Annotated in this window: 23 protein-coding genes, 1 tRNA gene and 1 pseudogene; 21 read left to right on the top strand and 4 right to left on the bottom strand. The window is 40.9% G+C overall.

Translation table 11 applies throughout. The annotated features are described in order from the left end of the window. Positions 1-207 precede the first annotated feature (207 nt). The 13 genes from N8M16_RS02070 to ftsY all read left to right on the top strand — a co-directional run bounded on the left by N8M16_RS02070 (position 208) and on the right by ftsY (position 14,581). A complete protein-coding gene (locus tag N8M16_RS02070; protein ID WP_261069554.1) occupies positions 208-1,770 on the top strand; it encodes a 2-isopropylmalate synthase in 1,563 nt (520 codons plus the stop codon). A gap of 11 nt (positions 1,771-1,781) precedes the next feature. Next, positions 1,782-2,819 carry a 3-isopropylmalate dehydrogenase gene (gene leuB / locus N8M16_RS02065; protein ID WP_261020559.1) on the top strand — a complete coding sequence of 346 codons (1,038 nt, stop codon included), beginning with the start codon at positions 1,782-1,784 and terminating at the stop codon, positions 2,817-2,819. After that, positions 2,816-3,085: a DUF1294 domain-containing protein gene (locus N8M16_RS02060; protein WP_261020558.1), complete on the top strand. Its 270-nt coding sequence runs from the start codon at positions 2,816-2,818 to the stop codon at positions 3,083-3,085. Before leuB ends, N8M16_RS02060 begins: the two co-directional genes overlap by 4 nt. Before the next feature lie 3 nt (positions 3,086-3,088). Beyond that, the gene (leuC, locus tag N8M16_RS02055) at positions 3,089-4,471 is read left to right on the top strand and encodes a 3-isopropylmalate dehydratase large subunit (protein ID WP_261040673.1); all 1,383 of its coding nucleotides are present in this window, start codon (positions 3,089-3,091) and stop codon (positions 4,469-4,471) included. Between the two features lie 9 nt (positions 4,472-4,480). Further along, complete coding sequence (gene leuD, locus N8M16_RS02050; protein WP_261069553.1) at positions 4,481-5,074, top strand: 3-isopropylmalate dehydratase small subunit; 594 nt, start codon at positions 4,481-4,483, stop codon at positions 5,072-5,074. Positions 5,075-5,101: 27 nt separating this feature from the next. After that, a complete protein-coding gene (locus N8M16_RS02045) occupies positions 5,102-5,881 on the top strand; it encodes an L-threonylcarbamoyladenylate synthase (protein ID WP_000160498.1) in 780 nt (259 codons plus the stop codon). 199 nt (positions 5,882-6,080) lie between these two features. Beyond that, positions 6,081-7,067 carry a GMP reductase gene (locus tag N8M16_RS02040; RefSeq protein WP_261069552.1) on the top strand — a complete coding sequence of 329 codons (987 nt, stop codon included), beginning with the start codon at positions 6,081-6,083 and terminating at the stop codon, positions 7,065-7,067. 67 nt (positions 7,068-7,134) lie between these two features. Further along, positions 7,135-7,206, top strand: a tRNA-Arg gene (locus N8M16_RS02035). A 277-nt stretch (positions 7,207-7,483) separates the two neighbouring features. Then, entirely contained in the window at positions 7,484-8,182 is a 699-nt protein-coding gene (rnc, locus tag N8M16_RS02030) for a ribonuclease III (RefSeq protein WP_020901436.1), read from the top strand. After that, entirely contained in the window at positions 8,173-11,712 is a 3,540-nt protein-coding gene (gene smc / locus N8M16_RS02025) for a chromosome segregation protein SMC (protein WP_261069551.1), read from the top strand. The genes rnc and smc overlap by 10 nt, the downstream gene beginning before the upstream one ends. Beyond that, on the top strand, positions 11,709-12,503 hold the full coding sequence (locus N8M16_RS02020) for a Cof-type HAD-IIB family hydrolase (RefSeq protein ID WP_261069550.1): 795 nt from the start codon (positions 11,709-11,711) through the stop codon (positions 12,501-12,503). Before smc ends, N8M16_RS02020 begins: the two co-directional genes overlap by 4 nt. Then, on the top strand, positions 12,503-13,321 hold the full coding sequence (locus N8M16_RS02015; protein WP_261069549.1) for a Cof-type HAD-IIB family hydrolase: 819 nt from the start codon (positions 12,503-12,505) through the stop codon (positions 13,319-13,321). Before N8M16_RS02020 ends, N8M16_RS02015 begins: the two co-directional genes overlap by 1 nt. 3 nt (positions 13,322-13,324) lie before the next feature. Then, positions 13,325-14,581 (top strand): signal recognition particle-docking protein FtsY, encoded by a 1,257-nt coding sequence (ftsY, locus tag N8M16_RS02010; protein WP_261069548.1) that lies wholly within the window; start codon positions 13,325-13,327, stop codon positions 14,579-14,581. 44 nt (positions 14,582-14,625) lie between these two features. Here ftsY and zwf read toward each other — a convergent pair whose 3' ends face one another. From zwf to N8M16_RS01995, 3 genes are all read right to left on the bottom strand, one after another. Continuing rightward, the gene (gene zwf, locus N8M16_RS02005) at positions 14,626-16,113 is read right to left on the bottom strand and encodes a glucose-6-phosphate dehydrogenase (protein ID WP_261069547.1); all 1,488 of its coding nucleotides are present in this window, start codon (positions 16,111-16,113) and stop codon (positions 14,626-14,628) included. 150 nt (positions 16,114-16,263) lie between these two features. Continuing rightward, entirely contained in the window at positions 16,264-17,004 is a 741-nt protein-coding gene (locus N8M16_RS02000; protein WP_001096315.1) for an amino acid ABC transporter ATP-binding protein, read from the bottom strand. Then, a complete protein-coding gene (locus N8M16_RS01995; RefSeq protein WP_261069546.1) occupies positions 17,004-19,169 on the bottom strand; it encodes an ABC transporter substrate-binding protein/permease in 2,166 nt (721 codons plus the stop codon). Before N8M16_RS01995 ends, N8M16_RS02000 begins: the two co-directional genes overlap by 1 nt. A gap of 173 nt (positions 19,170-19,342) precedes the next feature. Between N8M16_RS01995 and N8M16_RS01990 the strand changes: the two genes are divergently transcribed. From N8M16_RS01990 to N8M16_RS01970, 5 genes are all read left to right on the top strand, one after another. Beyond that, positions 19,343-20,296 (top strand): CPBP family intramembrane glutamic endopeptidase, encoded by a 954-nt coding sequence (locus N8M16_RS01990; protein ID WP_261069545.1) that lies wholly within the window; start codon positions 19,343-19,345, stop codon positions 20,294-20,296. Positions 20,297-20,372: 76 nt separating this feature from the next. Continuing rightward, positions 20,373-22,361 (top strand): excinuclease ABC subunit UvrB, encoded by a 1,989-nt coding sequence (gene uvrB, locus N8M16_RS01985; protein WP_261069544.1) that lies wholly within the window; start codon positions 20,373-20,375, stop codon positions 22,359-22,361. A gap of 9 nt (positions 22,362-22,370) precedes the next feature. Continuing rightward, positions 22,371-22,997: an NAD(P)H-dependent oxidoreductase gene (locus N8M16_RS01980; RefSeq protein WP_024057962.1), complete on the top strand. Its 627-nt coding sequence runs from the start codon at positions 22,371-22,373 to the stop codon at positions 22,995-22,997. A gap of 14 nt (positions 22,998-23,011) precedes the next feature. Next, positions 23,012-23,500: a GNAT family N-acetyltransferase gene (locus N8M16_RS01975; RefSeq protein WP_203180407.1), complete on the top strand. Its 489-nt coding sequence runs from the start codon at positions 23,012-23,014 to the stop codon at positions 23,498-23,500. 70 nt (positions 23,501-23,570) lie between these two features. Continuing rightward, positions 23,571-24,038, top strand: coding sequence for an 8-oxo-dGTP diphosphatase (locus N8M16_RS01970; protein WP_033685160.1), 468 nt, complete (start codon positions 23,571-23,573; stop codon positions 24,036-24,038). Here N8M16_RS01970 and N8M16_RS01965 read toward each other — a convergent pair. Continuing rightward, positions 24,035-24,112: pseudogene (locus N8M16_RS01965) on the bottom strand (DNA-binding transcriptional regulator); the annotation flags it as partial. The gene N8M16_RS01970 and the pseudogene N8M16_RS01965 sit on opposite strands and share 4 nt — an antisense overlap. A 133-nt stretch (positions 24,113-24,245) precedes the next feature. Here N8M16_RS01965 and N8M16_RS01960 point away from each other — a divergent pair. Genes N8M16_RS01960 through rbsD form a run of 3 tightly spaced genes read left to right on the top strand, consistent with a single transcriptional unit; the run spans position 24,246 to position 26,504 of the window. After that, complete coding sequence (locus N8M16_RS01960; RefSeq protein ID WP_000207598.1) at positions 24,246-25,223, top strand: LacI family DNA-binding transcriptional regulator; 978 nt, start codon at positions 24,246-24,248, stop codon at positions 25,221-25,223. After that, positions 25,220-26,131 (top strand): ribokinase, encoded by a 912-nt coding sequence (gene rbsK, locus N8M16_RS01955; RefSeq protein WP_024057579.1) that lies wholly within the window; start codon positions 25,220-25,222, stop codon positions 26,129-26,131. The genes N8M16_RS01960 and rbsK overlap by 4 nt, the downstream gene beginning before the upstream one ends. Continuing rightward, positions 26,106-26,504 carry a D-ribose pyranase gene (gene rbsD / locus N8M16_RS01950; protein ID WP_000759835.1) on the top strand — a complete coding sequence of 133 codons (399 nt, stop codon included), beginning with the start codon at positions 26,106-26,108 and terminating at the stop codon, positions 26,502-26,504. Before rbsK ends, rbsD begins: the two co-directional genes overlap by 26 nt. The last annotated feature ends 5 nt before the right edge of the window (positions 26,505-26,509 follow it).

Raw genomic sequence — 26,509 nt, 5'->3', positions numbered from 1 at the left:
AAAATACTAAACAAGATATCAAACGAAGGAGAAAGTCAAACATGAAAACAGCTAAGTTTAATCAATTCGCTTTGTTGTTGAGGTACTCGGGCTAGTGCAAAAAGCATTAGTCCTGTTTGGCTTACCAAGCGGGAGTGAATCAACATCTCGCTTGGGTCTCTAAGCGAGATGTTTTTTTAAAACCACATTTGGAAAAGGGGAAATCTTATGAGAACAGTTGAATTTCTAGATACCAGCCTTCGGGATGGAGAACAGACACCTGGTGTTAATTTTTCAATTAAGGAAAAAATTGCCATTGCAAGACAGCTGGAGAAATTGGGTATTTCAGCCATCGAAGCTGGTTTTCCGGCGGCTAGCCCAGACTCATTTACGGCAGTTCAGGAGATTGCTAAAGTATTGAAGAAAACAGCGGTAACTGGTCTGGCTCGCTCTGTCAAGTCTGATATTGATGCTTGTTACGAGGCTCTCAAGGACGCCAAGTATCCACAGGTTCACGTCTTTATCGCTACCAGTCCGATTCACCGAAAGTATAAGCTCAATAAGAGCAAGGAAGAGATTTTGGAAGCAATCAGTGAGCATGTCTCTTATGCACGTTCCAAGTTTGAAGTGGTCGAATTCTCTCCTGAAGATGCGACCAGAACAGAGTTGGATTTCCTCTTGCAAGTTGTTCAAACAGCGGTTGATGCAGGGGCGTCTTATATCAATATCCCTGATACGGTAGGATTTACCACACCAGAGGAATACGGAGCTATCTTCAAACACTTGATTGAGAATGTCAAGACGGATCGTCAGATTATCTATTCACCACACTGTCATGATGACCTCGGAATGGCAGTGGCAAATAGCCTTGCTGCTGTCAAGAATGGGGCAGGACGAGTCGAAGGAACCATCAATGGTATCGGGGAGCGAGCTGGTAATGCTGCTTTGGAAGAAATTGCAGTGGCCCTCAATATTCGCCAAGATTACTACCAAGCAGAAACTAGTATTGTTTTAAATGAAACCATCAATACGTCAGAAATGGTTTCTCGCTTCTCAGGTATTCCAGTTCCTAAAAACAAGGCTGTGGTCGGTGGCAATGCCTTTTCTCACGAATCTGGTATTCACCAAGATGGAGTCCTTAAAAATCCTCTTACTTATGAGATTATCACCCCGGAATTGGTTGGTGTTAAGAGTAATAGTCTTCCGCTTGGAAAATTGTCTGGTCGCCATGCCTTCGTTGAGAAGCTGAGAGAATTGGCCCTAGACTTTACAGAAGAGGATATCAAGCCACTCTTTGCTAAGTTCAAGGCTCTGGCAGATAAAAAACAAGAAATTACAGATGCAGATATTCGTGCTCTGGTAGCTGGCACCATGGTTGAAAATCCAGAAGGTTTCCACTTTGATGATTTACAACTTCAAACTCATGCAGATAATGACATTGAAGCGCTTGTTAGCCTGGTCAATATGGATGGTGAGAAGGTCGAATTTAATGCGACAGGACAAGGCTCTGTTGAGGCTATCTTTAACGCTATCGATAAGTTCTTTAATCAATCTGTCCGCTTGGTGTCCTATACCATTGATGCTGTGACAGATGGAATTGATGCCCAAGCTCGGGTTTTGGTCACTGTTGAAAACAGAGATACAGAAACCATCTTTAATGCAGCAGGGCTTGATTTCGATGTACTGAAAGCATCTGCTATTGCCTACATCAATGCCAATACCTTTGTTCAAAAAGAGAATGCTGGTGAGATGGGACGCAGTGTTTCCTATCGTGATATGCCTAGTGTGTAAAGGAGAAAGCTATGACAAAGAAAATAGTAGTTCTGGCAGGGGATGGAATCGGCCCAGAAATCATGGATGCTGGGTTAGAGGTTCTGGAAGCTATAGCTAAAAAAACAGGCTTTGACTATGAAATAGACAGACGACCTTTTGGAGGTGCAGGTATTGATGCTGCAGGGCATCCCTTACCTGATGAAACCCTCAAGGCATGTAGAGAAGCAGATGCCATTCTCCTAGCAGCTATTGGTAGTCCCCAGTATGATAGTGCAACGGTTCGGCCTGAACAAGGCTTGCTAGCTCTCCGTAAGGAACTCAATCTTTACGCTAATATTCGCCCTGTAAAAATCTTTGACAGTCTCAAGCATTTGTCACCACTCAAACCGGAACGAATTGCTGGTGTAGACTTTGTCGTGGTGCGTGAGTTGACAGGTGGGATTTATTTTGGGGATCATATCCTTGAAGAAAGAAAAGCGCGTGATATCAACGACTATAGCTATGAGGAAGTGGAACGGATTATTCGCAAGGCCTTTGAAATCGCAAGAAGTCGCAGAAAAATCGTTACTAGTATCGATAAGCAAAATGTTCTAGCGACCTCAAAACTCTGGAGAAAAGTGGTTGAGGAAGTCGCGCAGGATTTCCCAGATGTGACCTTGGAACACCAGTTAGTGGACTCAGCTGCCATGCTCATGATTACCAATCCTGCCAAGTTTGATGTCATCGTGACGGAGAATCTTTTCGGAGATATTTTATCTGATGAATCAAGCGTCCTATCTGGTACACTTGGGGTCATGCCATCAGCCAGTCATTCTGAAAATGGACCAAGTCTCTATGAGCCCATTCACGGTTCAGCTCCTGATATTGCAGGTCAAGGAATTGCAAATCCTATTTCCATGATTTTATCAGTGGCCATGATGTTGAGAGACAGCTTTGGACGTTATGAGGATGCAGAGCGTATCGAGCATGCTGTTGAGGCAAGTTTGGTAGCTGGTGTTTTAACAAGAGATATAGGTGGACAAGCTTCGACTAAGGAAATGACGGAAGCTATTATTGCAAGGTTATGAAGTTAGACGAAAAAATTACTCTAGTCCTTTTGATTTGGAATGTCATGGTTTTCCTGATTTATGGCATTGACAAATCTAAGGCAAGGAGAAGAGTTTGGCGCATCCCAGAGAAAATCTTACTCATTTTAGCCTTTACTTGTGGTGGTTTTGGTGCCTGTTTGGCAGGAATCATCTTTCACCATAAGACTCGAAAATGGTATTTTAAAACAGTTTGGTTTCTCGGGATGGTGTCCACACTAGTAGCCTTATATTTTATTTGGAGGTAATGGATGGCAGGAAAATCGATTTTTGATAAATTATGGGACCGTCATGTCATCACAGGAGAAGAGGGGCAGCCCCAACTCATGTATGTGGACCAGCACTATATCCACGAAGTGACCAGTCCTCAGGCATTTCAAGGATTACGAGACGCAGGTCGTAGATTGAGACGACCAGACTTGACATTTGGAACCTTTGACCACAATGTCCCGACAGTCAATATCTACGATATTCGAGATGTAATTTCCAAGGCTCAAATTGATAAGCTGGCTGAAAATGTTGAGGAGTTTGGGATTGAACATGCGGCCCACGGTTCTGAAAAGCAGGGGATTGTTCATATGGTTGGTCCAGAAACAGGAAGAACCCAACCAGGGAAATTTATCGTCTGTGGGGATAGTCATACAGCAACTCACGGAGCTTTCGGAGCAATCGCTTTTGGAATTGGGACCAGTGAGGTTGAGCATGTCTTCGCTACCCAGACACTCTGGCAGGTCAAACCCAAGAAAATGCTGGTAGAATTCACTGGTGTTCCTCAAAAAGGAGTTTATTCTAAGGATTTCATTCTAGCCTTGATTGCCAAGTACGGCGTTGCCTGTGGTGTTGGCTATGTGGTGGAATATCGGGGACAAGCGATTGATGCACTGAGCATGGAAGAGCGAATGACTATCTGCAATATGTCCATCGAGTTTGGTTCTAAGATGGGGATTATGAATCCGGACCAAACCACCTATGACTATCTTAAGGGACGAGAATGTGTTCCAGAGGACTTTGAAGAGGCTGTGGCGGATTGGAAAACAATTGTCAGTGATGAGGATGCCGTTTATGACAAGGTTATCCGGATGGATGTCTCAGACTTGGCTCCCATGGTAACCTGGGGAACCAATCCTGCTATGGGCGTTGACTTTGACAGTAGTTTCCCAGAAATTAAGGATATGAATGATGAACGAGCCTACAATTATATGGATTTGGAACCAGGTCAAAAGCCAGCAGATATTGAACTAGGTTATATCTTTATCGGCTCTTGTACAAATGCTCGTCTCAGTGACTTGCAGCTGGCGGCGCGATTTGTCAAAGGGAAGAAAATAGCTCCTAACTTAACGGCTATCGTGGTTCCGGGCTCTCGTCCTGTCAAACGAGCTGCTGAGAAGTTGGGTTTGGATAAGGTTTTCCTAGATGCTGGCTTTGAATGGAGAGACCCAGGTTGTTCTATGTGCCTAGGAATGAATCCAGACAAGGTCCCTGATGGTGTCCACTGCGCCTCAACCAGCAACCGCAACTTTGAAGACAGACAAGGATTTGGTGCTAAGACTCATCTCTGCAGTCCAGCTATGGCAGCTGCGGCAGCTATCGCAGGGCGTTTCGTAGATGTTCGGCAAATGCCAGAAGCCCAGTAAGGAGAGGATATGGAGAAATTTACAGTTTATACGGGAACGACCGTTCCTCTCATGAATGATAATATCGACACCGACCAAATCCTACCCAAGCAGTTTCTCAAGTTGATCGATAAGAAAGGCTTTGGTAAGTACCTCATGTATGCTTGGCGTTATCTGGACGACAAGTATACTGAGGATCCTGACTTTGTCTTTAATCAGCCTGAATATCGTAAAGCCAGTATTCTTATCTCAGGGGATAACTTTGGGGCAGGTTCTTCGAGGGAGCACGCCGCTTGGGCTCTAGCGGACTATGGTTTTAAGGTTGTGATTGCAGGATCTTTTGGGGATATTCATTACAATAATGAACTCAATAATGGCATGTTGCCTATTGTTCAGCCCAGAGAGGTTAGAGAGAAACTAGCCCAGCTTAAACCAAGTGACCAGGTAACTGTGGACTTGGAACAACAAAAAATCATCTCACCAGTTGGAGAATTCACTTTTGAAATCGATAGCGAATGGAAACACAAACTCTTAAATGGTTTGGATGATATCGGTATTACTTTGCAGTATGAAGATTTGATTGCTGCTTATGAAAAACAACGACCAGCCTACTGGCAGGATTAGAAGAAAAATAGAAAAGGAAATAGAATTATGACAAAACACATTCAATGGAACGGAACACTTTCACAAGAAGGCTATGATATTTTAAAAGGTGAGGGCGGTTGTATCGTTTGCCCTACCAAGGTTGGTTACATCATCATGACTAGCGATAAGGCAGGACTTGAGCGTAAGTTCGCAGCCAAAGAACGCAATCGTAACAAACCAGGTGTTGTCCTATGTGGTAGCATGGATGAGCTTCGCGCTTTAGCACAACTCAACCCAGAAATTGAAGCCTTTTACCAAAAACATTGGGATGAAGATATTCTTCTTGGTTGTATCCTTCCTTGGAAACCAGAAGCCTTTGAAAAACTCAAAGCATACGGGGATGGCCGTGAAGAACTTATGACTGATGTTCGTGGTACTAGCTGTTTCGTTATCAAGTTTGGGAAAGCTGGTGAACAATTGGCTGCCAAACTTTGGGAAGAAGGCAAGATGGTTTATGCTTCATCAGCAAACCCATCTGGAAAAGGAAACCGTGGTAAGGTAGAAGGTATCGGAGAACGTATCGAAGGAGCTGTAGACCTTGTCATCGAAGCAGATGACTATGTAGCATCAATCCAACCTGACAAAACGATTGAAACTCGCTACGAGCAAGGTGTGATGGTGTCAATGGTTGATAAGGACGGAAAACTCATCCCAGAACAAGGAGGAGCACGTTCAACTTCACCAGCTCCAGTTGTTATCCGCAAAGGGCTTGATATTGATAAGATTATGATGCACCTGTCAGATACCTTTAACTCATGGGACTACCGTCAGGGTGAGTATTATTAGGATAGAAAAGAAGTGGGGAGAAAATAATCTCTCCTTTTCTTTTGTTGTTTATACAATAAAATCCGAACAATATATTTTAATTTATAACATTATTTGACAAAAACTGTACTTTAGTTTATAATAAATTAAGGAAACGTCGGAAAAGACGTAGTGGTGCGAGAGCATAGGTAGGTCATTATAAAAGAAACGAGACATCGATATGTTAAATGAATTTCCAATTTTTGATTACGAAGATATCCAATTGATTCCGAATAAATGTGTGATTAAAAGCCGTGCAGAAGCGGATACAAGTGTTACTCTAGGAAATCACATCTTTAAACTACCAGTTGTACCAGCTAATATGCAGACGATTTTGGATGAAAATGTAGCAGAGCAACTAGCTAAAGGTGGTTACTTCTACATTATGCATCGTTTTGATGAGGAAGGACGCATTCCTTTTATTAAGCGTATGCATGAGCAAGGCCTCATTGCTTCTATCTCTGTTGGTGTTAAGGACTACGAGTATGATTTCGTTAGTCAACTCAAGGCTGATGCTCCGGAATATATCACGATTGACATTGCCCATGGTCATGCGGATAGCGTGATTTCTATGATTCAACACATCAAGAAAGAATTGCCAGATACCTTTGTCATTGCTGGAAATGTGGGAACACCAGAAGCTGTGCGTGAATTGGAAAATGCTGGTGCGGATGCTACTAAGGTCGGAATTGGACCTGGTAAGGTTTGTATCACCAAGGTTAAGACTGGTTTTGGTACAGGTGGTTGGCAGTTGGCTGCTCTACGCTGGTGTGCCAAGGCTGCACGTAAACCGATTATCGCTGATGGAGGAATTCGTACTCATGGTGATATTGCCAAGTCTATCCGTTTCGGTGCCAGCATGGTCATGATTGGATCCCTCTTTGCAGGACATATCGAAAGCCCAGGAAAAACGATCGAGGTTGATGGTGAACACTTCAAAGAATATTATGGTTCAGCCTCTCAATACCAAAAAGGAGCCTATAAAAACGTCGAAGGAAAACGCATCTTGCTTCCTGCCAAAGGTCATTTACAAGACACTTTAACTGAGATGGAACAAGACCTTCAAAGTGCTATTTCTTATGCAGGTGGACGTCAGGTTGCTGACCTTAAACACGTTGATTATGTTATCGTGAAAAACTCTATCTGGAATGGGGATGCTTCCCACTAAGACGGGCTATTCTCACCAGAAAAAAACTTGTTATTAGAGCAAATTTCTGTTATAATAAAACAAGTTTCCACCCTTAGTGTAATGGATATCACGTAAGATTCCGGTTCTTGAGATGGGGGTTCGATTCCCTCAGGGTGGATGTAAACATCCTAAAAAAGCCTCTAATAGGGCTTTTTTCTTTACACTGCTCTAAATTTGTCCCTAAAACTGAATGAAAATCAAAGAGTAAACTAGGAAGCTAGCCGTAGACTGTACTTGAGTACGGCAATGCGAAGCTGATGTGGTTTGAAGAAGTATAAAACTGAAAATCTTATTTTAAAGAATGCCTAAATCCTCTCCAGTCCCGTTTTAAAGTGACTCAAGGGGCTTTTTTTGATATAATAAAAAGGACTGTTATCAGTTAGAAAGAGGTTGGTATGAAAGAATTACAAACTGTACTAAAGAACCATTTTGCAATCGAATTTGCAGACAGAAATTTATTGGAAACTGCCTTTACTCATACGAGTTATGCCAATGAGCACCGCCTCTTAAAAATTTCACACAATGAACGCTTGGAATTTTTAGGAGACGCTGTTCTACAGTTATTGATTTCAGAATATCTGTATAAAAAATACCCTAAAAAACCAGAGGGCGATTTGTCCAAACTCCGTGCTATGATTGTCCGTGAGGAGAGTTTGGCTGGTTTTGCGCGTGATTGCCAGTTTGATCAGTTTATCAAGCTAGGAAAAGGGGAAGAAAAATCTGGTGGGCGCAATCGTGACACCATTCTTGGTGATGCTTTCGAAGCCTTTCTCGGTGCCCTCCTTTTAGATAAGGATGTGGCTAAGGTCAAGGAATTTATTTATCAGGTTATGATTCCTAAGGTTGAAGCAGGCGAGTTTGAGATGATTACAGACTACAAAACCCATCTCCAAGAGTTACTTCAGGTCAACGGGGATGTGGCTATTCGTTATCAGGTGATTTCTGAAACAGGGCCTGCCCACGATAAGGTCTTTGATGTAGAAGTTCTGGTTGAAGGCAAGAGCATTGGTCAAGGTCAAGGTCGTTCTAAGAAATTAGCAGAGCAGGAAGCTGCCAAAAATGCCGTTGAGAAAGGGCTGGATTCATGTATTTAAAGGAAATCGAAATTCAGGGATTCAAGTCTTTTGCTGATAAGACTAAGGTCATCTTTGACCAAGGTGTGACGGCAGTTGTTGGACCCAATGGATCTGGAAAGTCTAATATTACAGAAAGTCTGCGTTGGGCTTTGGGGGAGTCAAGTGTCAAGAGTCTCCGTGGGGGCAAGATGCCGGATGTCATCTTTGCCGGAACTGAAAGTCGCAAACCGCTCAATTATGCTTCTGTAGTTGTGACTCTGGATAATAATGACAGATTTATCAAGGACGCAGGTCAAGAAATCAGGGTAGAACGCCATATCTATCGTAGTGGAGATAGCGAATACAAGATTGACGGCAAGAAAGTCCGTCTACGTGATATCCATGATCTTTTCTTGGATACAGGTTTGGGACGAGATTCCTTCTCTATTATTTCCCAAGGGAAGGTTGAGGAGATTTTTAATTCCAAGCCTGAAGAACGCAGAGCTATTTTTGAAGAAGCTGCTGGAGTTTTGAAATACAAGACTCGTAGAAAAGAGACAGAGAGTAAACTGCAACAAACTCAGGATAATCTAGACCGTTTAGAGGATATTATCTATGAGTTGGACAATCAAATCAAGCCTCTTGAGAAGCAAGCTGAAAATGCTCGTAAGTTTCTAGACTTGGAAGGTCAACGTAAGGCTATTTACTTGGATGTTTTAGTTGCTCAAATCAAGGAAAATAAGGCTGAACTAGAGTTGACAGAAGAAGAGTTGGCTCAGGTTCAGGAACTATTGACGAGTTATTACCAAAAGCGTGAAAAATTAGAAGAAGAAAATCAAACTCTTAAAAAGCAACGCCAAGATTTACAGGCTGAAATGGCCAAAGATCAGGGCGGTTTGATGGATTTGACCAGTCTGATTAGTGATTTAGAGAGAAAATTAGCCCTATCGAAATTAGAATCTGAGCAAGTAGCCCTGAATCAACAGGAAGCACAAGCTCGTTTGGCTGCTTTGGAGGATAAGAGAAATTTACTCAGCCAAGAAAAATCTGATAAAGAAAGCTCTTTAGCTCTCTTAGAGGAAAATCTAGTCCAAAATAATCAAAAACTCAATCGTTTAGAAGCTGAATTGCTAGCTTTTTCAGATGATCCTGATCAAATGATTGAGCTCTTACGCGAACGCTTTGTAGCTCTTTTACAAGAAGAAGCGGATGTCTCAAACCAACTGACCCGCATCGAGAATGAGTTGGAAAATAGTCGTCAGCTTTCTCAAAAACAAGCAGATCAATTAGAAAAGCTGAAAAAACAGTTGGCTACAGCTAAAGAGAAGGCTAGTCAGCAAAAAGACGAGCTTGAAACTGCTAAGGAGCAGGTTCAGAAATTATTGGCCGACTATCAAGCTATTGACAAGGAGCAAGAGGAGCAGAAAGCTTCCTATCAAACTCAACAAAGTCAACTATTTGACCGTCTGGACAGTCTTAAAAACAAGCAGGCCAGAGCTAAAAGTTTGGAAAATATCCTGAGGAATCATAGTAACTTTTATGCAGGTGTTAAGAGTGTTCTCCAAGAAAAGGCCCGTCTTGGTGGAATAATTGGGGCTGTTAGTGAACACCTGACCTTTGATGTTCATTATCAAACTGCTCTAGAGATTGCGCTTGGAGCCAGCAGTCAGCATATCATCGTGGAAGATGAAAACGCGGCAACCAAGGCTATTGATTTCCTTAAACGAAATAGAGCCGGTCGTGCGACATTCCTTCCGTTGACGACTATCAAGGCGCGTACGATTTCTAGCCAGAATCAAGATGCTATCGCTGCAAGTCCGGGATTTCTGGGCATGGCAGATGAGTTGGTGAAATTCGATGCTAGACTGGAAGCTATTTTCAAAAATTTGCTAGCTACGACGGCTATCTTTGATACTGTAGAACATGCGAGTGCAGCAGCTCGCCAAGTTCGTTATCAGGTTCGTATGGTGACTTTGGACGGCACAGAGTTGCGCACAGGAGGTTCCTATGCGGGTGGTGCCAATCGCCAAAATAACAGTATTTTTATCAAGCCAGAGCTGGAACAATTGCAAAAAGAAATTGCTAAAGAAGAAGCAAGCCTGCGTTTAGAAGAGGCGACTTTGAAGACCTTACAAGACCAGATGGCTAGATTGACCGAATCATTAGAAGCCATCAAATCTCAGGGTGAGCAGGCACGTATTCAGGAGCAAGGCTTATCCCTCGCTTATCAGCAGACCAGTCAGCAAGTTGAAGAGCTAGAAACTCTTTGGAAACTCCAAGAAGAGGAATTAGATCGTCTTTCTGAAGGAGATTGGCAAGCAGATAAGGAAAAATGCCAAGATCGCCTTGCTACAATCGCCAGTAACAAGCAAAATCTGGAAGCTGAGATTGAAGAGATTAAGTCTAACAAAAATGCCATCCAAGAACGCTATCAAAACTTGCAGGAAGAGGTAGCGCAAGCTCGTTTGCTTAAGACAGAACTGCAAGGGCAAAAACGTTATGAAGTGGCTGATATTGAACGTTTAGGCAAGGAATTGGATAATCTGAATATTGAACAAGAAGAAATCCAGCGTCTTCTCCAAGAAAAGGTTGATAATCTGGAGAAGGTTGATACAGAATTGCTCAGTCAACAAGCAGAAGAAGCCAAAACTCAGAAATCAAACCTCCAACAAGGTTTGATTCGCAAGCAGTTTGAGTTGGATGATATTGAAGGTCAACTGGATGATATTGCTAGTCATTTGGATCAGGCTCGCCAGCAGAATGAAGAGTGGATTCGCAAGCAAACACGTGCTGAAGCCAAGAAAGAAAAGGTCAGCGAGCGCTTGCGCCATTTACAAACTCAATTAACAGACCAGTATCAGATTAGCTATACAGAAGCTTTAGAAAAGTCTCATGAGTTGGAAAATCTCAATCTGGCAGAGCAGGAAGTTAAGGATTTTGAGAAGGCTATTCGCTCACTGGGTCCTGTCAATATGGATGCTATTGAACAGTACGAAGAAGTTCACAACCGTCTGGACTTTCTAAATAGTCAGCGAGATGATATTTTGTCAGCGAAAAACCTGCTCCTTGAGACCATCACAGAGATGAATGATGAGGTCAAGGAACGCTTTAAATCAACCTTTGAAGCTATTCGTGAGTCCTTTAAAGTGACTTTCAAGCAGATGTTTGGTGGAGGTCAGGCAGACCTAATCTTGACTGAGGGAGACTTGCTGACAGCTGGGGTTGAGATTTCTGTTCAACCACCAGGCAAGAAAATCCAGTCTCTTAATCTGATGAGTGGTGGGGAAAAAGCCCTATCAGCTCTTGCCTTGCTCTTCTCCATTATTCGTGTCAAGACCATTCCATTTGTCATTTTGGATGAGGTGGAAGCTGCGCTGGATGAAGCCAATGTTAAACGTTTTGGGGATTACCTCAATCGATTTGACAAGGATAGCCAGTTTATCGTCGTGACCCACCGTAAGGGAACCATGGCGGCGGCTGATTCCATCTATGGAGTGACCATGCAAGAATCAGGTGTCTCAAAAATTGTTTCGGTGAAGTTAAAAGATTTAGAAAGTATTGAAGGATGACAATTAAACTAGTAGCAACGGATATGGATGGAACCTTCCTAGATGGGAATGGACGCTTTGATATGGACCGCCTCAAGTCTCTCTTAGCTTCCTACAAGGAAAAAGGGATTTACTTTGCGGTGGCTTCGGGCCGCGGATTTTTGTCTCTAGAAAAATTATTTGCTGATGTTCGTGATGACATTATTTTCATCGCTGAAAATGGCAGTTTGGTAGAGTATCAAGATCAGGACTTGTATGAAGCGACCATGTCTCGTGACTTTTATCTAGCAACTTTTGAAAAGCTGAAAACTTCACCTTATGTAGATATCAATAAACTACTCTTGACGGGGAAAAAAGGCTCTTATGTGCTAGATACGGTTAATGAGACCTATTTGAAAGAGAGCCAGCATTATAATGAAAACATCCAAAAAGTAGCGAGTCTGGAAGATATCACAGATGACATTTTCAAATTTACGACCAACTTCACAGAAGAAACTCTTGAAGCTGGTGAGGCTTGGGTCAATGAAAATGTCCCTGGTGTTAAGGCTATGACAACTGGCTTTGAATCCATTGATATCGTGCTGGACTATGTCGATAAGGGTGTGGCTATTGTTGAATTGGCTAAAAAACTTGATATCACAATGGATCAGGTCATGGCTTTTGGAGACAATCTAAATGACTTGCATATGATGCAGGTTGTGGGACATCCTGTAGCTCCTGAAAATGCACGACCAGAAATTTTAGAATTAGCAGAGACAGTGATTGGTCACCATAAGGACCAGTCGGTTATAGCTTATATGGAGGGTTTATAATGGCAGATATAAAATTGATTGCATTGGACTTGGATGGGACCTTGCTTACTACTGATAAAAGGCTGACGGATCGCACCAAGGCAACCTTGAAAGCTGCGCGTGATCGTGGTATCAAGGTTGTATTGACAACAGGTCGTCCTCTAAAAGCCATGGATTTCTTTCTCCATGAGCTAGGGACTGACGGCCACGAAGATGAGTATACGATTACATTTAATGGTGGTTTGGTTCAGAAAAATACAGGTGAAATCCTTGATAAGACAGTCTTTTCATATGATGATGTAGCACGCTTGTATGAGGAAACAGAGAAATTATCACTGCCTCTTGATGCTATCTCAGAAGGAACTGTTTATCAAATTCACTCCGACCAAGAAAGTCTTTATGCCAAATTTAATCCAGCTTTGACTTTTGTTCCAGTTGACTTTGCAGACCTATCTAGTCAGATGACCTACAATAAATGTGTGACTGCCTTCGCTCAAGAACCCTTGGATGCAGCCATTCAGAAGATTTCTCCAGAATTATTTGACCAATACGAAATCTTTAAATCACGTGAAATGCTGCTAGAGTGGTCGCCAAAGAATGTTCATAAAGCAACAGGTTTGGCGAAACTAATCAGCCATCTTGGAATCGACCAAAGCCAAGTCATGGCTTGTGGTGACGAGGCCAATGACCTCTCTATGATTGAATGGGCAGGGCTTGGTGTTGCCATGCAAAACGCTGTTCCTGAAGTCAAGGCAGTCGCAAATGTAGTGACTCCAATGACCAATGATGAAGAAGCTGTTGCCTGGGCTATCGAAGAATATGTGCTAAAGGAGAACTAAGATATGGGATTGTTTGACCGTCTATTCGGAAAAAAAGAAGAACCTAAAATCGAAGAAGTTGTAAAAGAAGCTCTGGAAAATCTTGATTTGTCTGAAGATGTTGAGCCTGCCCTTACAGAAGCTGAGGAACTTCCTCAAGAAGAAGCAGAAGTTGCTGAAGAAGCTGTGCTTGAAGAAGAGGAAATCCCAGACACAGTTGAAGAAAATTATAATTCAGAGCCAGTTGTAGAAGTTCAACAAGAAGAAGTCTCAGATGAAGAGAAGCTTGAGCACGAAGAAACTGTAGAAGAAAATAATTCTGAAGTGCTTGAACCAGAAACGCCTCAAGTAGAAGAAACTGTTCAGGAAAAATATGACCGCAGTCTTAAGAAAACTCGTACAGGATTTGGTGCCCGCTTGAATGCCTTCTTTGCTAACTTCCGCTCTGTTGACGAAGAATTCTTCGAGGAATTGGAAGAACTGCTGATTATGAGTGACGTTGGTGTCCAAGTCGCTTCTAACTTAACGGAGGAGCTACGCTACGAAGCCAAGCTTGAAAACGCCAAGAAACCTGAGGCACTTCGCCGTGTCATCATTGAGAAATTGGTTGAGCTTTATGAAAAGGATGGCAACTATGATGAAAGTATCCACTTCCAAGATGGCTTGACAGTCATGCTCTTTGTCGGTGTTAATGGTGTCGGGAAAACAACTTCTATCGGGAAACTAGCCCACCGCTACAAACAAGCTGGTAAGAAGGTCATGCTGGTTGCGGCAGATACCTTCCGTGCGGGGGCAGTAGCCCAGCTTGCTGAATGGGGTCGTCGTGTTGACGTTCCAGTTGTAACTGGACCTGAAAAAGCTGACCCAGCCAGTGTGGTCTTTGATGGAATGGAACGTGCCGTAGCTGAAGGTATTGATATTCTCATGATTGATACCGCTGGTCGTCTGCAAAACAAGGACAACCTCATGGCTGAGTTGGAGAAGATTGGACGCATCATCAAGCGTGTTGTACCAGAAGCTCCGCATGAAACCTTCTTAGCATTAGATGCTTCAACTGGTCAAAATGCCTTGGTACAGGCCAAAGAATTTTCCAAAATTACCCCTTTGACAGGAATTGTCTTGACTAAGATTGATGGAACTGCCCGAGGTGGTGTAGTTCTAGCCATCCGAGAAGAACTCAATATTCCTGTAAAATTGATTGGTTTTGGTGAAAAAATCGATGATATTGGAGAGTTTAACTCAGAAAACTTTATGAAGGGTCTCTTGGAAGGCTTAATTTAATCAGAAGCAAAAATCCTGCAAGCTACAAACTTGCAGGATTTTTTTTATTCTAAACGGCCATCTTGACGATAGGCGATATCTGGTTGCCAAGTCCATTTGGCACCGAATTTTTCAAGTAAGTCAAAGCTTGCTTGAGGTCCCATGCTTCCAGCTTTATAGTCATGAAGTGGAGCACCATTTTTAGCCCAAAGCTCTTCGATACGGTCAATCAACTTCCATGACGCACCAACTTCATCCCAGTGGCTAAAGTTAGTTGAGTTGTTGTTTAGGACATCATAAATCAATTTCTCGTATGGTTCTGGAGAAGCACCAGTTGCGGTCGCATCTGTACGGTAATCAAGTGAGTTAGGAGCCAAGTTAAATTCTTCTCCTACTTGTTTCCCATTTAGGCTAAGAGAGAAGCCTTCTGTTGGTTGGATATAGATGGTCAAAATGTTTGGAGCAAGTGGTTCTCCAAAGATAGAATCCATTTGTTTAAAGACGATGTTGACATGAGTTCCTTTTTCAGTCAGACGTTTACCAGTACGGAAGAAGAAAGGAACGCCACGGAATCGATCGCTGTTTACAAAGAAGGCACCAGATGCAAAGGTTTCAGTTGTTGATTCTGGATTTACATTTGGCTCGCTACGATAAGAGATATATTTCATGCCATCAATCTTACCAGAGCGGTATTGACCACGGATAAAGTGTTCTTTAAGCTCTTCATCTGTTGGATGATAGAGGTTTTTAAAGACCTTAATCTTTTCGGCACGAATCTCGTCTTTTGTGAAGCTTGCTGGCTTGTCCATGGCAAGGAGAGAAAGAAGTTGTAGTGTATGGTTTTGTACCATGTCGCGGAGGGCACCAGATTGGTCATAGTAGCCACCACGTTCTTCTACACCCAAGCGCTCTGCAAAAGTAATTTGAACATTATCGATAAAGTCCTTGTTCCAAACATTTTCAAAAATCAGGTTTGCAAAGCGAACTGCAAAGATACTTTGGATCATTTCCTTACCAAGATAATGGTCGATACGGAAAATTTGTTCTTCATCAAATGTTGCTAGGAGTTCGTCATTCAACTTGCTTGCAGTTGCGTAATCTGTACCAAATGGTTTTTCAACGATTAAGCGCTCAAAACCTTTACCATCCACAATGTTTTCAGACTTGAGGTGTTTTGCGATAGTTCCAAAGAACTGAGGTGCCATAGACAAGAAGAAGAGCTTGTTGTGTTCAGCTTGGTACTTGTCATTTAGTTCAGCCTGCAATTGACGTAGAGCAATGTAGTGTTCTGTATCATTGACATCATGACTTTGATAGTAGAAGTGGCTAGCGAACTCTTGAGCCTGTTCGGTACTGTCTGCCAAATCAAGGATCGATTCAACCACTACAGATTCAAAATATTCCTTGCTCCAAGGACGACGGGCAGTTCCAATAACGGCAAAGTGCTTGGAAAGATTGCCGGATTTATATAGTCTAAAAAGGGAAGGGTAGAGCTTGCGTTTAGCCAGGTCTCCACTCGCACCGAAAATTGTAACAATAACCTTAGATGACATCTAGCTACCTAATTTCTATTTTTATTCCTAGTCTTGCTAGGTATGAGGAAATCTCATTTCATAAATTTAATTCTAACATAATTTTCCGAAAAATCAAAAAATCCAATACGAGATAGAAAAAAACTGCAAGGAAATCCTTACAGTTTGAGTTTAGACGTTTAAGACCTTGTCCAAGAACTCTTTCAGACGTGGGTGCTGTGGGTTATCAAAGATTTGATCAGGTGTTCCGTCTTCAAGGAATTCACCATCTGCAGTAAAGATAACGCGGTTGGCAACCTGACGAGCAAATCCCATCTCATGGGTTACGATAATCATGGTCATACCTTGCTCAGCCAATTCCTTCATAACGTTTAGTACGTCTCCGACCATCTCAGGGTCAAGGGCAGAAGTTGGTTCATCAAAGAGCATGATGTCTGGATTCATTGCTAGTCCACGAGCGATGGCCACACGTTGTTTTTGTCCCCCTGATAGGCTATCTGGGTTGGCATTAGCTTTATCTGCTAGACCAACCTTGTCAAGCAGCTCCATTCCCAATTTCTCAGCTTCTTCCTTAGTCATCAACTTGTGCTCAATAGGAGCAAAGGTAATGTTGTCCAATACAGACATGTGTGGGAAGAGGTTGAAGTGTTGGAAAACCATTCCAATATTTTCACGGACGTGGTCAACGTTGGTAGTTTTTTCAGTTAAGTCATAACCGTTCACAGTGATGTGACCACTCGTAACTTCTTCTAAAAGATTAAGGCTACGGAGGAAAGTTGACTTACCAGAACCTGAAGGACCAATGATACAAACAACATCTCCTTCATAGAACTTAGTCGTGATTCCTTTTAAAACCTCATTTTTTCCATAGTGCTTGTGTAAATCATTTACATCAATTTTTAGTTTTGCCATTAACGAATCCTCTTTTCTAAGCGTTTCGCTAGTCTAGTCAAAAGTGTGATAATTACAAGATAGAAGATAGCAAGGATTGCATACATCTTGAAACTTTGGTAGTTACGGGCGATGATAATCTTACCAGTTTGGAAGAGTTCAACCAAACCGATAGCAGATACGATGGTTGTATCTTTAAGAGCGATAACGAATTGGTTAACAAAGTTTGGCAACATCAATTTAGTCGCTTGTGGCAAGATAATCTTACGCATGGTTTTTCCATAAGAGATACCCAAGCTTCGGCTGGCTTCCATTTGACCAACCGGAACAGCCTGAATACCACCACGAACGATTTCAGCGATATAAGCCGCTGCATTGAGTGAGAGGGCGATAGTACCAGCTACGAAGTCGTTAATTGGACTTTGTTGGCCTGTGATAGACTCGATGAAGTTTGGAATTCCCCAGAAGATGAAGGCCGCAAGAATCATCAATGGAATACCACGGATAACGTCAACGAAAATCTCAGAAATCACACGAAGAGATTTGTAGGGGCTGACACTGAACATACCGAAGATAATCCCGATAACAATAGCAATAGCAAATGAGATAAGAGCTAGAGCAAGAGTGATACCAAGACCGCTAAGGAGTTGTTTGTAGTTGTTTTGAAGCAAGCCCCAGATAGTTGTCTCATCAACAGTACTTGTTGATGCAGATGAAGATTCGCTAGCTAGGTATTTATCAAGAATCTTTTGGAATTCTCCGTTTGCTTTAAGGTTTGCAAGTCCGTTGTTGAACATTTCAATCAATTCTGGATTTGCTCCTTTTTTAACGGCAAAGGCTGTTTCACCGATTGGAGTTCCAGCGATTGGTGTTTTCAATTTTTGTCCTTGGCTGATAGAATATTTGAGAACAGGTTCATCATCCATAACGGCATCAATGGCACCAGTGTTTAAACTGTCATACATTGAAGAACCATCAGCAAAAGTTTTGATTTTGTAACCGTATTTGCTTTGATTTTCTGTTAGGAAGGTTTGAGAAGCAGTTCCGTTTTTAACACCAACTGTCTTTCCTTTTAAATCTTCATAAGAAGCAATATTGCTTGATTCTTTGACACCAAGGATAGTATTGGCAGTGTAGTAGGATTCTGAAAAGTCAAAAGTTGCCTTACGAGCATCTGTGACAGACATACCAGCAATGATACCATCAGCTTGACCAGCTTGGACAGCACTGATAGCGGCATCGAAACCAGGATTGGTAATTTCAATTTCAAAACCTTGGTCTTTAGCGATTGCCTTAATCAAGTCCATATCAATACCAGTAAATTGGTTGCTTGAGTTTTGGAACACAAACGGTGCAAAAGAAGAATCACTGGCAATGATGTATTTAGCTTTAACAGGAGTTACTTTTAGACCAGCTGCAGTAGTTGTGGTTGGTACTGCTGAAGAAGATGATGCAGTCCATTTTTTGATGATTTTATCAAGACTACCATCTTTTTTCATTTCAGCCAAGGCTTGGTTAAATTCAGTGACTAGGTGCTCGTATTTGCTTCCTTTTTTAACACCGAAAGCAAAGCTACCTACAGCTTCACCATCCATTTCAATATGGAGGTCTTGCCCTTGGTTAATGGCATACTCGATAACAGGTTTGTCATCCATCATGGCATCGATGGCACCAGCACTCAAGCTGTTGTTCATCAAATCACTAGTGTCAAATGTTTTAATAGTAAAGCCGTATTTATCTTTGATTGTTTCAAGAAAACGTTGAGCAGCAGTTCCGTTTTTAACACCAACGGTTTTGCCAGTTAATTGGTCATATTTACTAATCTTGTGTGATTTTGTAGTAGCAATGACAACTTTTGTATCATAGTAAGTATCAGACATGGTGAAAACTTTTTCACGTTCTTTCGTCTTTGTCATCCCTGCCATGATAGCGTCAGCTTGACCAGCTTGAACCGCATTGACCGCTGCATCAAATCCAGGATAGGACATCTGAATATTCCATCCTTTAATCTCTGCGACTTTGTTAATAATGTCAACATCAATTCCTTTATAAGTTTGATCTGAATCTTTAAACTCAAAAGGTGCATAGGCGGTATCAGACACAATCTTAATCGTCTCTGCTTTCGCAATACCTAATGAGAAAATTGGGAATAAAATTAGCAAAAATGCTAGAAATTTTTTCTTCATTTTTAGTCTCCTTTTCCGAATATTTTCCCATTATATCAGAAAAAACTAAAAAATGCAAATCTAGGAGCATTTATGTTAGAAGATATAACATAAAAGCCCTTTATTTCTTTCTTGAACTGCTATCACAAAGTGCTATAATAATAGTATATAATAGAAGAAAAGAGGACGGAGATATGAAGAACAAAAGAATTTTTAAAGACTTCCAAGCTTCAAAAATGAGTTTAAACATTTACACAAGCCCCTTGTTAGCCTTTGCTTTTGTCTTCATAGGAGAGTTTGTGGCTTATACTCTGTATGGTATTAGTTTGTTAGCTCTCATCGGACTTGCTAGGAATTTTGGAGAGGCTGGTCAAGCTTTTGCAACTTACTTGCAGACCTTGCAGCAGGGCTTGATGGATAAAACAAGTGACTTTCATTTAATTTTAGAATTGCTGGCCTTTGGTTTTATTCTCAACACTGTGTTCAGATGGACTAAAAAAGTTGAGAAAAGACCTATTCGAACTTTGGGATTTTATAGAGAGAATTTCCTCAGCAATCTTCTGAAAGGATTTGGGCTAGGTCTGGCACTTTTTCTTCTGACCTTGTTAGGTTTAGTAGCATTAGGGCAATATCGTTTTGAGTCCATTCATTTGAATCCTTATTCGCTTGCCTTTGTCATTTTTACCATTCCATTTTGGATTTTACAGGGGACAACAGAAGAAGTGGTGGCCCGTGCTTGGCTCCTTCCTCAATTGGCTTCAAGAACCAATCTAAAACTAGCTGTTGTTATATCTAGCCTATTCTTTACCCTGCTTCATGTGGGAAATTCTGGTCTCACACCTCTATCTCTAGTGAATCTCTTTTTATTCGGAGTTGCCATGTCACTTTACCTCCTCAAAACAGATACAGTTTGGGGTGTAGCAGGTATTCATGGGGCTTGGAATTTTGCTCAGGGAAATTTATTTGGGATTTTGGTTAGCGGTCAGCCGTCAGGAACATCGCTAATGACCTTTTTACCACAAGGCGATCAGAGCTGGCTATCAGGTGGCTCTTTTGGCATAGAAGGTTCTGTCATGACAAGTCTGGTCTTGCTACTGATGATTCTCTATCTCGCTAATAAATTAAAGAAAGAAAATGAAAGGATGTGACTTAGGTCCGTCCTTTTCTTCGTGAAAATGTTACAAGTATGCTAAAATAGGAATAGCACATCGAGAGAGGATTCTTATGATTAACCGCATTACTGACAATCAATTTAAACTAGTATCAAAATATCAACCATCAGGAGACCAACCCCAAGCTATCGAACAGTTGGTTGATAATATCGAGGGGGGAGAAAAAGCTCAGATTCTGATGGGGGCGACGGGTACAGGGAAGACCTATACCATGAGTCAGGTCATTTCCAAAGTCAATAAACCAACTCTGGTCATCGCCCACAATAAAACTCTAGCAGGACAGCTCTATGGGGAGTTTAAGGAATTTTTCCCTGAAAATGCAGTTGAGTACTTTGTGTCTTACTATGATTATTACCAACCTGAGGCCTATGTCCCTTCTAGCGATACCTATATTGAAAAGGATAGCTCTGTCAATGATGAGATTGACAAACTTCGTCACTCAGCGACTTCAGCCCTTCTGGAGCGTAATGATGTTATCGTCGTAGCTTCAGTCTCTTGTATCTATGGTTTGGGTTCGCCCAAGGAATACGCTGATAGTGTCGTTAGTCTCCGTCCTGGTCTAGAGATTTCTCGTGATAAACTCTTGAATGACTTAGTTGACATCCAGTTTGAACGTAATGATATTGATTTCCAACGGGGAAGATTTCGCGTTCGTGGGGATGTGGTAGAGATTTTCCCAGCCTCTCGTGATGAACATGCCTTTCGAGTAGAATTCTTTGGAGATGAAATTGACCGTATTCGTGAGGTTGAAGCTTTGACAGGTCAGGTCTTGGGAGAAGTGGATCATTTAGCGATTTTCCCAGCTACTCACTTTGTGACCAATGACGACCACATGGAAGTTGCCATTGCTAAAATTCAAGCAGAATTAGAAGAGCAGTTAGCTATCTTTGAAAAGGAAGGCAAATTGCTTGAAGCTCAACGTTTGAAACAGCGGACAGAGTATGATATCGAAATGCTGCGTGAGATGGGCTATACCAACGGGGTTGAAAACTATTCACGCCACATGGATGGACGGAGCGAAGGTGAGCCTCCTTATACGCTCTTAGATTTCTTCCCAGATGATTTCTTGATTATGATTGATGAGAGCCACATGACCATGGGGCAGATCAAGGGTATGTATAATGGTGACCGCTCTCGTAAGGAAATGTTAGTAAATTACGGTTTCCGTTTGCCGTCTGCTCTGGACAATCGTCCTCTCCGTCGGGAGGAGTTTGAGAGTCACGTTCATCAGATTGTTTACGTTTCAGCGACACCAGGTGATTATGAAAATAAACAGACTGAGACAGTGATTGAGCAAATCATTCGTCCGACAGGGCTTTTGGACCCAGAGGTGGAAGTCCGTCCGACTATGGGACAGATTGATGACCTCTTAGGTGAAATTAATGCCCGTGTTGAAAAGAACGAGCGAACCTTTATCACCACCTTGACCAAGAAAATGGCAGAGGATTTAACCGACTACTTTAAAGAAATGGGTATTAAGGTCAAGTACATGCACTCGGATATCAAGACTTTAGAGCGGACAGAGATTATCCGTGACCTGCGTTTGGGTGTCTTTGATGTCTTGGTCGGAATCAACCTCCTTCGTGAAGGAATTGACGTTCCTGAAGTGAGCCTCGTAGCTATTCTAGATGCTGACAAGGAAGGTTTCCTTCGTAACGAACGTGGTCTTATCCAGACCATTGGTCGTGCTGCCCGTAACAGCGAAGGTCATGTCATCATGTATGCGGACACAATGACCCAGTCTATGCAACGTGCTATCGATGAAACTGCCCGCCGTCGGAAAATCCAGATGGCCTATAATGAAGAACATGGTATTGTGCCTCAGACAATCAAGAAAGAAATCCGTGACCTGATTGCTGTGACCAAGGCAGTTGCTAAGGAAGAAGACAAGGAAGTTGACATCAATAGCCTCAACAAACAAGAGCGCAAAGAACTAGTCAAGAAACTAGAGAAACAAATGCAAGAAGCCGTTGAAGTGCTTGATTTTGAACTGGCTGCCCAGATTCGGGATATGATGCTGGAAGTCAAGGCGTTGGATTAGGGGAATTTTATGAATATTTTAGTTATTAATGGACATCCTGATAAAGAAAGTTACTGCCAAGCAATTTTTCAAACGATTGTAGAAAATATAGACTCAAAGAGACATGAACTTGAAATGATTAATCTTAATGAGGAAGAGTTTGATCCTGTTTTACGTTATGGTTATCGACAAAGGATGGAGGACGATCCGTTTATTCTACGATCTCAGGAATTAATTCAGTGGGCAGATCATTTCATTTTTGTTTATCCAATTTGGTGGAGTAGTATGCCTAGTCTATTGAAGGGGTGGATTGATCGTGTTTTTACGCCAGGCATTGCATACTCAGCAAATAATCGAGGAAGCTTTATTTTGAACTACTTGAGAGGTAATCAGTTTAAAAAGTTACTAAAAGGAAAAACAGCTAGTATTTATGCAACCTCCATGGCACCAACTTGGTGGTACAAAGTATTTTCAGGTCCGATTAATATTCCAGACAGTTATGGAATATCAGTATTAAAGAATGCTGTCCTGAATCATTGCGGTATCAAAACAAAGAGGGTTTCAATCTTAGGAGAGTTAGGACGTGAAGTGAATACAAGTTCAACAAGAGAAAAATTTCTACAAAAAGTAGCAAAGGAAGTCAGACTGTTGGATTAAGGAGAAGAAAATAAATGACGGTTGTTATCAAATCAATGGAAACTCCTGAAGAGATAGAAAGTAAATCTCTCGTTCACTGGAAAGCGTGGAGAGAGGCTTATGACGACCTTTTGCCTGCAGAATTTCAGGAGACAATGACATTGGAAAGGTGTCGATTCTTTAGTCAAAAGTATCCAGAAAATACATTGATTGCGATAGATGGCATGAAGGTAGTTGGTTTTATCAGTTATGGAAACTTTCGTGATGAGACTATTCAAGCTGGTGAAATTATTGCTTTATATGTTTTAAAAGACTATTATGGAAAAGGTATCGCACAAAAGTTAGTTAGAGCAGCTTTGACTGCTCTTAATCATTTTTCTGAAATTTTCTTATGGGTATTGAAAGATAATAAGCGAGTCATTGCTTTCTATCAAAAAATGGGCTTTACTTTTGATGGACAAGAAAAGCTACTTGAACTTGGAAAGCCCATAAAGGAAAAACGGATGGTATTCTATTCTAAATAATTTTAAAAAGTAGAAGCTAATGGTACTGGTACCAAGTCGAAAAATTTAATAAATTAGAAAGCGAGAAAATATGTCCCGTTCCCAATTAACGATTTTAACAAATATTTGTTTGATTGAAGATCTCGAAACCCAGCGCGTGGTTATGCAGTATCGCGCTCCTGAAACCAATCGCTGGTCAGGTTATGCCTTTCCTGGAGGTCATGTAGAAAATGGTGAGGCTTTTGCGGAGTCTGTCATTCGTGAAATCTACGAAGAAACAGGATTGACTATCCAAAATCCTCAACTTGTCGGCATTAAAAATTGGCCACTAGATACAGGTGGGCGCTATATTGTCGTTTGTTACAAGGCGACTGAGTTTACTGGTACCCTTCGCTCTTCAGAAGAGGGAAAAGTTTCTTGGGTGCAAAAAGACCAGATTCCGAACTTGGATCTGGCCTATGATATGCTACCTTTGATGGAGATGATGGAAGCTCCGGACAAATCTGAATTTTTCTACCCTCGCCGTACAGAAGATGATTGGGAGAAGAAAATCTTCTAGTCTTTTACTAAATAACCGAGCTGATCCAAGGCCTCCTCGATATAGTGGAGGTCTTGTTGTGTTTCGTATCTAATAGTAATAGGAGATTAGTAAAAACATGTGTACTCTGAAATAAATTTAAAATATTTCTAAAAAAGTATTGACAAAACAAAAGAAAACGCTTACTATATAAATAAGGGAACGGTTCCACAATAAAAAGGAGGAGTGATGACTACAATAAAACAGGTTGCTGAAGAAGCCGGAGTATCAAAGTCAACAGTTTCAAGATATATTTCGAAAAAAGGCTATGTCGGAGATGATGCGAGAGAAAAGATAAAAAATGCTATCAAGAAATTAAATTACACACCAAATGTATTAGCACAATCTTTAAAAACTAAAAAAAATCAAATGGTAGGACTCTTATTGCCAGATATTTCTAATCCGTTCTTCCCAAGATTGGTTCGAGGAGCCGAATCATATTTGAAAGATAAAGGTTATAGGATTATGGTTGGTACTATTTCAGATCATGATTCGTTAGAAGAATATATAAACCTTTTGTTAAAAACAAATGCAGCTGGTATTATAACAACCCTTGACTTTACAAAGGAATTTCCAAATCTAACATTACCTGTTGTTGTGGTTGACCGGATTAGTAAAGATACAGGCTACGGTGTTTTTTCTGATAATCAGTTGGGTGGACGTTTGGCTGCTAAAGCAATTTGGAATGCTGGCGCTGAGCAGGTTATGATCATCAAAGTTTTAGATGATAAAGCTGAGAATATTGTGGAACGATTTGAAGCAAGTTTAAACTATTTGAGGAATAAAAATTTAGAAATTTGTATTGAAGAAAGTGAAACTTTTGACTTTGAAAAAATTCAAAAAGAAGCTAAAGAGAATCTAAAAAGAAATCCAAATATTGATAGTATTATAGCACCTTCTGATATTCATGCGATAGCTTATATTCATGAAATTTTAGCAATTGGGAAAAAAATTCCAGATGATATTCAAATCATTGGTTATGATGATATTGTACTTAGTCAATTTATTTATCCTTCTTTATCAACTATCCACCAATCATCATATAAAATGGGAGAACAGGCTGCAAAGCTAATCTATAATATGGCAAATAAGTTCTCTATAGATGAAGCTAAAATTAAACTCCCTGTTAGGTACATAGAAAGAAATACATTAAGGAGAAAGAAATGAGTAAAATTGTTGTTGTTGGAAGCATTTCAATGGACTTAGTTATGAGAACAAAAAGGATTCCAGAAGGAGGTGAAACGATTTTTGGCGATTCATTTAATATAGTTCCAGGTGGAAAAGGTGCAAATCAAGCTGTAGCTATTGGTAGATTATCCAGTGTTGAAGATAATATTTACATATTTGGGAACGTAGGAGAAGATATTTTTTCAGCAGATTTATTAAGCAATCTGCAAAATAATGATATTTCTACAGCATATGTGGGAACGGTACCACAGTCTACAGGAGTTGCACAAATTACTTTATATGGAGGTGATAATAGGATTATTTATTATCCCGGAGCTAATAATTTAGTTAAAACAAATGATTGGAAAAATGAGTGGAAATTACTTAGTGATGCAAGTATTGTTGTATTACAGAATGAAATACCACATGAAGCCAACTTATCTATAGCTAAATTTTGCCAAGAAAATCAAGTTAAGGTTCTTTACAATCCTGCACCAGCTAGAGAAACAGACAAAGAGATGATTCCTTTTTGTGATTTTATTACTCCTAACGAGCACGAATGTTCAGAGCTTTTTCCAGATAAGAAATTAGAAGAAATTATTAAAATTTATCCTAATAAAATGATTGTGACATTAGGAGTTGAAGGTTCTATTTATTATGATGGGACAGCAGTTAAGAAAATTCCTGCTATAAAAGCAGAAGTAGTTGATACTACAGGAGCAGGAGATACGTTTAATGGTGCTTTTGCTTATGCTATCTCAAAAGGAAAAGAGATGGATATTGCATTGTCCTTTGCAACGATTGCTTCACATCTTTCTGTTCAAAGATTTGGAGCGCAAGGAGGTATGCCGAGTTTGAAAGAAATAAAGGAGCATTCAGGATATGAAGAAATATGGGATTTTAAATAGTAATATAGCGAAACTAGCTGATGATTTAGGTCATATGGATTTGGTTTGTATCGGAGATTTAGGATTGCCAGTTCCAAAAGGTGTTGATAAAATTGATTTAGCATTAAGAAAAGGTAGTCCAAGTTTTTTAGAAGTTTTAAAAGAATATTCAGATCATGTACTTATTGAAAAAATTTTCTTAGCAGAAGAAATTAAGGAAAAAAACAAAGAACAGTGGCAAGCAGTTCTAGATCTTTTAGGATCGAATATAATTATTGAATATATTAGTCATGAAGAATTGAAAGCTATGAATACTAAAGTTAAGGCAGTTATTCGCACTGGGGAAGATACACCATATTCGAATATAATCTTGCAATCAGGAGTTATTATTTAGAAGGG

The sequence above is a fragment of the Streptococcus mitis genome (assembly GCF_946188375.1).
Classification (GTDB): Bacteria; Bacillota; Bacilli; order Lactobacillales; family Streptococcaceae; genus Streptococcus; species Streptococcus mitis_CX.
Note: the sequence above shows the minus strand (reverse complement) of the source record. Positions and strands in the feature narration are given on the sequence as shown.